This is a genomic window from Phocaeicola sp. RTP21359st1_B8_RTP21360_211022 (assembly GCF_040911965.1).
Classification (GTDB): domain Bacteria; phylum Bacteroidota; class Bacteroidia; order Bacteroidales; family Bacteroidaceae; genus Phocaeicola; species Phocaeicola vulgatus.
The window spans coordinates 61,376-69,966 of record NZ_JBDFXP010000027.1; the positions used below are offsets into that span (position 1 = coordinate 61,376).

7 protein-coding genes are annotated in these 8,591 nt (G+C 41.1%); all 7 read left to right on the plus strand.

What is annotated here, in order from left to right; all coding sequences use genetic code 11:
- Positions 1 to 15: 15 nt before the first annotated feature.
- The 7 genes from AB5062_RS14370 to rpmA all read left to right on the plus strand — a co-directional run bounded on the left by AB5062_RS14370 (position 16) and on the right by rpmA (position 8,502).
- Complete coding sequence (locus tag AB5062_RS14370) at positions 16 to 2,835, plus strand: M16 family metallopeptidase (protein ID WP_368326904.1); 2,820 nt, start codon at positions 16 to 18, stop codon at positions 2,833 to 2,835.
- Between the two features lie 9 nt (positions 2,836 to 2,844).
- Positions 2,845 to 4,332 (plus strand): DUF5687 family protein, encoded by a 1,488-nt coding sequence (locus AB5062_RS14375; RefSeq protein WP_012055789.1) that lies wholly within the window; start codon positions 2,845 to 2,847, stop codon positions 4,330 to 4,332.
- A gap of 12 nt (positions 4,333 to 4,344) precedes the next feature.
- The gene (locus tag AB5062_RS14380) at positions 4,345 to 5,052 is read left to right on the plus strand and encodes an ABC transporter ATP-binding protein (protein WP_005839367.1); all 708 of its coding nucleotides are present in this window, start codon (positions 4,345 to 4,347) and stop codon (positions 5,050 to 5,052) included.
- Positions 5,049 to 5,561 carry a C40 family peptidase gene (locus AB5062_RS14385; protein WP_032944773.1) on the plus strand — a complete coding sequence of 171 codons (513 nt, stop codon included), beginning with the start codon at positions 5,049 to 5,051 and terminating at the stop codon, positions 5,559 to 5,561. The genes AB5062_RS14380 and AB5062_RS14385 overlap by 4 nt, the downstream gene beginning before the upstream one ends.
- 55 nt (positions 5,562 to 5,616) lie before the next feature.
- Complete coding sequence (locus AB5062_RS14390; RefSeq protein ID WP_228680508.1) at positions 5,617 to 7,686, plus strand: HAD-IA family hydrolase; 2,070 nt, start codon at positions 5,617 to 5,619, stop codon at positions 7,684 to 7,686.
- Between the two features lie 213 nt (positions 7,687 to 7,899).
- A complete protein-coding gene (gene rplU / locus AB5062_RS14395; RefSeq protein ID WP_005839375.1) occupies positions 7,900 to 8,217 on the plus strand; it encodes a 50S ribosomal protein L21 in 318 nt (105 codons plus the stop codon).
- Positions 8,218 to 8,238: 21 nt separating this feature from the next.
- Complete coding sequence (gene rpmA / locus AB5062_RS14400; protein ID WP_005839377.1) at positions 8,239 to 8,502, plus strand: 50S ribosomal protein L27; 264 nt, start codon at positions 8,239 to 8,241, stop codon at positions 8,500 to 8,502.
- Positions 8,503 to 8,591: the final 89 nt, after the last annotated feature.

Below are 8,591 nucleotides of genomic sequence, written 5' to 3' on the forward strand. Positions count from 1 at the left end.
CCCACAACAAACACTATGACACATTTTCTTAGGAAGATGGCAGCTGCCTGGATTATTCTAGGCAGCGTGTCGGTGGGCTTTGCACAACAGCAAATGCCTCCCATCCCGACGGACCCTAACGTTCGCATCGGCAAATTGGACAACGGATTAACTTATTACATCCGTCACAACGAACTCCCGGAAAAAAGAGCCGATTTCTACATCGCTCAAAAAGTAGGTTCCATTTTGGAAGAAGACAACCAGCGAGGCTTGGCACACTTCTTAGAACACATGTGCTTTAACGGGACTAAAAACTTTCCCGACAAAACCCTCATCCAATATCTGGAAAGCATAGGGGTGAAATTCGGTGAAAACCTGAATGCTTATACCAGCATAGATGAAACCGTATACAATATTTCCAATGTTCCCGTGATACGTGACGGCGTTGTAGATTCTTGTTTGCTGATTTTGCATGACTGGGCCGACGACCTGACACTGGATCCTAAGGAAATAGACAGCGAACGCGGTGTGATTCATGAGGAATGGCGTACCAGCACAAACGCTATGATGCGTATGTACGAAAAAGCCCTCCCTACCCTTTATCCGGAAAGTAAATATGCCTATAGGCTTCCCATCGGCATTATGGAAGTAGTAGACAATTTCCCTTATCAGGCATTACGCGATTATTATGAAAAATGGTATCGTCCGGACCAACAGGGTATTGTCGTAGTAGGCGATATAGATGTAGACAAGATTGAGGCAAAGATTAAGAAGATATTCTCTCCTATTAAAATGCCAGAAAACCCGGCAGAACGAGAATACTTCCAAGTTCCCGACAATAAGGAAACTATTGTAGCAATAGAAACAGATAAAGAACAGGCAAACCCAGTAGCTTATTTATGCTACAAACATGAAGCTATTCCTAATGAACAAAAGGGAAACATGGATTATCTGGTAGTGAACTACATGAAATCCATGATAGAAAATATGTTGAACGCCCGTCTGAACGAACTGACCCAAACAGCCAATCCTCCTTTCATCTTCGCTCAAATCAGCGACCAAGAATTCCTGATTTCCAAAACAAAAGATGCCTTTACAGGAATAGTAGCAAGCAAGGAAGATGGAATTGACAGTGCAATAACCGCCATTGTACGCGAAATTGAACGGGTCCATAAATTTGGTTTCACCGCGTCCGAATATGCCCGCGCCAAAGCGGATTATCTGCGTATGCTGGAATCTGCATACAACGAACGCAATAAAGTGAAAAACGGTGCATACGTGGATGAATATGTACGCCACTTCATTGACAACGAACCGATTCCAGGTATTGAAAATGAATATGCCATTATGAATCAGATCGTCCCCAACCTGTCTGTGGAAATGGTAAACAGTCTGATCCCGGCCTTGGTTACCGACAGCAATCTGGTAGTAAATGTATTCTTCCCAGAAAAGGAAGGATTGAAAGTTCCATCCAAGGAAGAAATTTTGGCTGCTGTCAATAAGGTAAAAGCTGAAACACTGACTGCTTATGAAGACAAAGTTTCTGATGAACCTTTGATTTCTGAAAAGCCCCAAGGTGGAAAGATTACAAAACAGGAAAATGGTCCGTTCGGTTCTACTATCCTGACTCTATCCAATGGAGTACGCGTTATCTTAAAGTCGACCGATTTCAAAGCGGATGAAATCAGAATGAGAGCTTTCAGTCCGGGTGGCAGTTCCTTGTTCCCGAATGATGAAATTATCAATATCAATGTCATGAATGATGTGGCAAGTATCGGCGGTTTGGGTAACTTCAGCAATGTTGATCTGGAGAAAGTATTGGCAGGTAAAAAAGCGAGTGTAAGTGCTTCTGTCGGTGGCAATACAGAGGGGCTGAGCGGAAGCTGCTCACCCAAAGATTTTGAAACCTTGATGCAATTAGTCTATTTGTCATTCACGGCTCCACGAATGGACAATGATGCATTCACCTCATTCAAGAACCGTCTGCAAGCATCTTTGGCAAATCAAGAGGCCAACCCCATGACTGCCTTACAGGATACGTTGCAAAAAGCCCTCTATATGGGACATCCGCGTACTATCCGTATGAAAGCCGATATGGTGGACAAGATTGACTATACCAAAGTTATGGAGATGTACAAAGACCGTTTCAAAGACGCCAGCGACTTTACTTTCATCTTTGTAGGAAACATCAAACCGGAAGAAGTAGAGCCGTTAATTGCAACTTATCTGGGAGCTTTGCCTTCTGTCAACCGCAAGGAAACCTTCCGTGACAATCACATTGATATGCGCCAAGGCGACTATAAGAACATTTTCAGCAAAAAACTGGAAACGCCCAAAGCCTCTGTACTGGTTATCAACAATGGTAAATGTGCATATACTCTGAAAAACCAAATCATGATGAGTATGCTTTCACAGATACTGAATATCATGTATACCGAAAGTGTGCGTGAAAAAGAAGGCGGTACGTACGGAGTAAGCGCATTCGGCAGTCTGACCAAATATCCAAAAGAGAAAGCGGTTCTGCAAATCTATTTCGATACCGATCCTGCCAAACGTGCCAAAATGACGGATATCATTTTGAATGAACTGAATCAGTTTGTCGACCAAGGACCGTCTGCCGAAAATTTGAACAAGGTAAAAGAATTCATGCTGAAGAAATACAAGGAAAATGCCAAAGAAAACAGTTATTGGGTAAATATACTGGGTGAGTATTTCTGGGAAGGAACAGATATGAACACCGGCTACACAAATACCGTAAACAGCATTACCGCTAAAGATCTGCAAGAATTTACCAAAGCCTTGTTGGAACAGAATAACCGTGTAGAAGTAAGCATGACCTCGGAAGAAACAAAATAATCCAAGCCTATGCTTCTATCTATTATAAGACAGAATCAAAAACTTGCGGCCAAGCGGAATCCTGCATTTGACAGGAACCGCTTCGCCAAGTTTTTAATTTACTTTATGGTCGCTTTTTGGGCAGCATACCTCATCTTTATCGGGGTCATGCTGTCCTTTGCTTTTGAAGATATCTTTCCCAGCATGGAACCTTACCATATTATGAACCAAGGATTGATTTATCTTCTGATACTTGATTTCCTGTTACGCTTCATGCTCCAACCGGCCATGTCGCAAGAGATCAAGCCCTATCTGCTTATGCCGGTAAAAAAGAATAAGCTGGTGGATACCCTGTTACTACAATCCGGAATCAGCAGTTACAATTTCTTCTGGTTTTTCCTGATCATACCTTTTGCTCTGCTTACGATTATCCGTTTCTACGGACTCACGGGCATCCTATGCTATCTGTGCGGCATTTGGCTTCTGATGGTTATGAACAGTTATTGGTATTTGATATGCAAAACTTTACTGAATGAGAAACTGCTTTATATACTTCTCCCGATCGGAGTATACGGATTATTAGCGGGAACTGAATTTATTCCCGAAGGAAACCCGGTTTCCACGTTCATGATGAATTTGGGAGAAGGATTTATAGAAGGAAACATACTCGCCTTTCTAGGTGTCATAGCAGCCATTCTGTTACTTCTGCTAGTAAATCGCAAGCTACAGCTGCACTTCATCTATAATGAAATAGCCAAAGTGGAAGACACCAAGATGAAGCATGTATCCGAATATAAATTCCTGGACCGCTATGGTGACGTAGGTGAATATCTACGTCTGGAACTAAAACTGTGTTTCCGTAACAAAACCGTAAAGACACAATTCCGCATGGGATTTATCATCATGCTGGCTTTTTCGGCACTGATTGCCTTCACGGATGTGTATGACGGAACAGGAATGATAAATTTTATCTGCATATACAATTTTGCCATTTTAAGTATCATGACCCTGGGGCAAGTGATGTCTTTTGAGGGCAACTATCTGGATGGTCTTATGAGCCGTAAGGAATCTATCTATAACTTGCTTCGTGCCAAGTATTACCTGAACTGCATCATCGTGTTCATCCCTTTCCTGATTATGATGATCCCTGTAGCTAAGGGCAAGATACCCTTCCTCATGGCTCTATCCTATATGCTGTTTACAACAGGATTCGTATTCGCCATGATGCTGCAACTGGCTGTGTACAATAAAAAGACACTCCCGTTAAACGCCAATGTCATGCGAAGCAATCGGGGAAGTTCCTTATTCCAGACCATTATCATCTCATGTGCTTTTTTCCTGCCCTTGATTATCAACAAAGCTCTGACAGCTTTCTTTGAACAGGATACAGCCTGCATCATCATGATGATTATAGGGTTGTTACTGATTGCAACCCACAATATTTGGATAAAAAATATCTATAACCGTTTCATGAAGCGCCGTTATGAGAATATGGAAGGCTTCCGTGACTCACGTTAAAACGAATTGCGTATGAATATCATAATAAACCAATTACAAAAGAACTTTGGCCCAAAAGTGGCTGTAGACATAGAAAATTACTCCATTCAAAGCGGTAACATGTTGGGACTGGTGGGCAATAACGGAGCAGGAAAAACGACCCTGTTCCGCCTGATGCTGGACTTGCTGAAAGCCGACGGAGGCAGTGTACATATCGGAAACATCGATGTGAGCCGGAGTGAGGAATGGAAAAATATAACGGGAGCTTTCATTGACGAAGGTTTCCTGATAGATTATCTTACCCCCGAAGAATATTTCTACTTTGTAGGAAAAATGTACGGACTAACAAAAGAAGAAGTAGATAAACGTGTCGCTAGGTTTGAACGTTTTATGAATGGCGAAGTCATCGGACAAAAAAAACTGATTCGTAACTATTCGGCAGGCAACAAACAGAAAATAGGTATCATTTCGGCTATGCTGCACCAACCGCAGGTACTGGTTCTAGATGAACCGTTCAACTTTCTGGACCCTAGTTCGCAGTCCATTATCAAGCATTTACTGAAAGCTTATAATGAAGAAACCGGAGCCACCATACTGGTATCCAGCCATAATCTGAACCACACAGTAGATATATGCCCACGCATCGCTCTGCTGGAAAACGGAAAGATTATCCGAGATATTGACAATAAAGGGAATTCCGCCGAAAAGGAATTAGAGGACTATTTTAATGTAACAGAATGAAAAAACTACTATCCCATTTGCTGGTATTAGGTACACTGACCATGTTGTTGGTTTCATGCGGTACCTCTGCCCCACGTTATAACTACAAAGAACTGGCGCGTGCCTCCATCCGTCTGAATATGGATATTGACATGAAAGACAATCACCAACTGTACGTAGAATCAGCAGCATGGCTGGGAGTCCCCTACCGTGGCGGTGGTAACAGCAAACGGGGAGTGGACTGTTCCGGACTGACTTCACATTTATATAAAAAGGTATACCACAAAAAATTGAAACGTAACTCGGATGACCAACGTACCCAAGATTGCCATAAAGTAAGTAAGAGAAACTTGCGCGAAGGAGATTTGGTATTCTTCCATAACGGCAGAAAAAAACGGATTGCCAGTCATGTAGGTATTTATTTGAAAAATAATAAGTTCATCCATGCCAGTACCAGCCGGGGAGTCATAATCAGCAGCCTGAATGAAGATTATTACCGTAAACACTGGTTAAGTGGAGGCCGTCCTTGACAAAATCCTTGCGAACAATATATTCATTACACTAAAATGAATTTAATTTGAAAGAATGAAATACACAACATACCTTTTTGATTTTGATTACACACTAGCCGATTCTTCACGCGGCATCGTTATCTGCTTTCGTAATGTACTGGAACGCCATGGGCATACGGGCATCAGTGATGAAGCCATAAAACGCACCATTGGAAAAACACTGGAAGATTCATTCAGTATTTTGAGCGGAATCACTACTCCCGAAACATTAGCCGAATATAAAAAAGAATATGTAAAGGAAGCAGATACATACATGACTGTCAACACGTTCTTTTTTCCTGAAACGGTTACCGTGCTGAAAACACTGAAAAGCCAAGGTGCCCAAATAGGTATCATTTCCACTAAATTCCGTTTTCGTATCCGCGAAATGGTAGACCAACATTTTCCGAAAGATTTTTTTGACATTATTATCGGAGGAGAGGATGTAAAGCAAGCCAAGCCAGATCCCCAAGGTATAAAAAAAGCACTACGCCGGCTGCATCGCCGGAAAAGCGAAACACTCTACATCGGTGACAGCACAGTGGACGCAGAAACCGCCCAAGCAGCCAAAGTAGACTTCGTAGGTGTGCTCAATGGCATGACAACCCGTGAAGAACTGATGGTCTACCCACATCGGCAAATACTAGACAATCTTTCGTTACTTCCATTAATTCATAAATTCACCCCTTACGAACCAGACAAACATTTTCCGGAAAAGTTCTTTTATTCTTCCTGCTTTCCCCCAAAAATAGTAGCCTTCTACAAACTGCTCCATCAAAAACAAATAAGAGGGAAACATGAAATAAAAGAGAATCCGACATGTTGCGTCTGTAAAAACTGCGGAAACACGTTTCAAGGAAATTATTGTCCCCATTGCGGACAAAACCGCCACACGCCACGTTTTACCATACGAAATGCCTTTCAGAATATTTTAAGTGGGTTCTTTAACATAGACCATGGTTTCAGCCGTAACCTGATAGAACTACTCTACCGACCAGGATACATGATACGGGATTATCTGAAGGGAAAACGTGTACATTACTATAAACCATTTCAAACCTTGTTCGTTCTGGCTGCTCTATACATCATGGGCGTACAGCTCATTGACCCGGCAGCGATAAAACTATCGGAAAAGGAAATGGAAGAAGAGCCTACTATCGCCAGCCTGATGGACGACATCAAGTACCAACAGGAACAGACATCAGACAGTTGTACCAAATATTATCTAGGACAAAGTATTACCTATGCAGACAGTGCACAGTGGGCCCAAACTCACAGTTTATCAGAATCAATACAAGCACAAATCGATGCAAAATTCAGCAATCAAGACCCCAATGAGCTAAAAAAAGAAATAAGCAAACAAATAAAAAAGGAGCTTAAACAAAAAATAAAAGCAAAAAACGGCGAGATTGATGACTGGAGAGGTCTGATGAAAGAAATTGGTACGACTTTGGCAAGACAAGATAGCTTACGGATGGCCACTTTAGGAAGAGAAGCCAACAAACAAGACTCAACCATATCGGAAATAAGAAAAAACATATTGGCAAACATGGCCCAACAAGATAATCCCTATGAAGATCAAGATATCTGGAATGATTTGAGCGAAGCCGGAAGTGAAATGAAAAATGTCTTTAACGAAATAACTAACAATTATTTCACAGAAAATAGCTTTCTCTCTGCAGTCGGTAACCTGATGAAAAGTTGGATACATGGCAACAAAGCCTTCAGCATCCTTGCTCTGCTCCCTCTTTTTACAATAAGCACCCGGTTAAGCTTCTGCCGGACCTCTATCGGACGTAGACTAAATCTGACGGAAAACTTTTTTGCACAAGTTTATATAGCCTGCCAAATCTTATGGATTTCTTTACTGATCCTGCCATTTACCGGAACAGCACATTTGAATGATATTTTTGATTTAAGTTACAAAGCAATCTTTATATTATTTGTCTGGGATTACCGCCAACTGTTCGGACTTTCCTGGTGGAAAAGCTTCTGCCGTACAATAATCATGTTTTGGTATTGCTTTTTGGGACTGTTGCTAGTCTGTTCTATCATTATAGGCATCATTGTATTGATAGCCTATATTATACAATGGGGTAAATAAAAGTACAATCACACAAACCTTATTTATACAATCGCGCATCCACAAAATGCAATATGAATAAAAACATTGAGTACAAGAAAAAAGAAGATGGTTTTTCTTTGCAGATATAAATAAATATAGTAATTTTGTGCCCGATTTAGTCCGATGAGGTAGAAAAGTGAAGGCAGTGATGCATTCCACCTTACGGAGAAAACCGTTTAATATTATAAAAAGATGTACGTAATTGTAGAAATTAACGGTCAGCAGTTCAAAGCTGAAGAAGGCAAAAAACTGTTTGTACACCACATTCAGAACGCAGAAAACGGCGCAACTGTTGAATTTGAAAAAGTATTGTTGGTAGACAACAATGGAACAGTAACTGTAGGTGCTCCTACTGTAGAAGGTGCCAAGGTAGTTTGTGAAGTAGTATCTCCGCTGGTAAAAGGCGACAAAGTACTTGTATTCCACAAAAAGAGAAGAAAAGGTTATAGAAAACTGAACGGTCACCGCCAGCAGTTTACAGAGTTAACTATTAAACAAGTTATTGCTTAATCATTTAAAATTTAAGAAGAAATGGCACATAAAAAAGGTGTAGGTAGTTCTAAGAACGGCCGTGAATCAGCAAGTAAGAGATTAGGCGTTAAGATATTTGGTGGACAGGCTTGTAAAGCAGGTAACATCATTGTTCGTCAGAGAGGTACAGAATTCCATCCGGGTGAAAACATCGGTATGGGACGTGACCATACTCTTTTCGCTTTAGTAGATGGTACAGTATGTTTCAAAGTAGGTCGCAATGACAGAAGATCTGTTTCTGTTGTTCCGGCTGTAGAAGCATAATCAGTTACAAAATGGCACTATAAAATATTTTGTGTAAATGGAAAATACGGGATTCAAAATCGAGTTCCGTATTTTTTATTTTATACATT

Bases quoted from the DNA above. Each gene is read 5' to 3' on its own strand.
- AB5062_RS14385 (WP_032944773.1), top strand. From the start codon at position 5,049: ATGAAAAAACTACTATCCCATTTGCTGGTATTAGGTACACTGACCATG.
- rpmA (WP_005839377.1), top strand. From the start codon at position 8,239: ATGGCACATAAAAAAGGTGTAGGTAGTTCTAAGAACGGCCGTGAATCA.
- AB5062_RS14375 (WP_012055789.1), top strand. From the start codon at position 2,845: ATGCTTCTATCTATTATAAGACAGAATCAAAAACTTGCGGCCAAGCGG.
- AB5062_RS14390 (WP_228680508.1), top strand. From the start codon at position 5,617: ATGAAATACACAACATACCTTTTTGATTTTGATTACACACTAGCCGAT.
- AB5062_RS14380 (WP_005839367.1), top strand. From the start codon at position 4,345: ATGAATATCATAATAAACCAATTACAAAAGAACTTTGGCCCAAAAGTG.
- rplU (WP_005839375.1), top strand. From the start codon at position 7,900: ATGTACGTAATTGTAGAAATTAACGGTCAGCAGTTCAAAGCTGAAGAA.
- AB5062_RS14370 (WP_368326904.1), top strand. From the start codon at position 16: ATGACACATTTTCTTAGGAAGATGGCAGCTGCCTGGATTATTCTAGGC.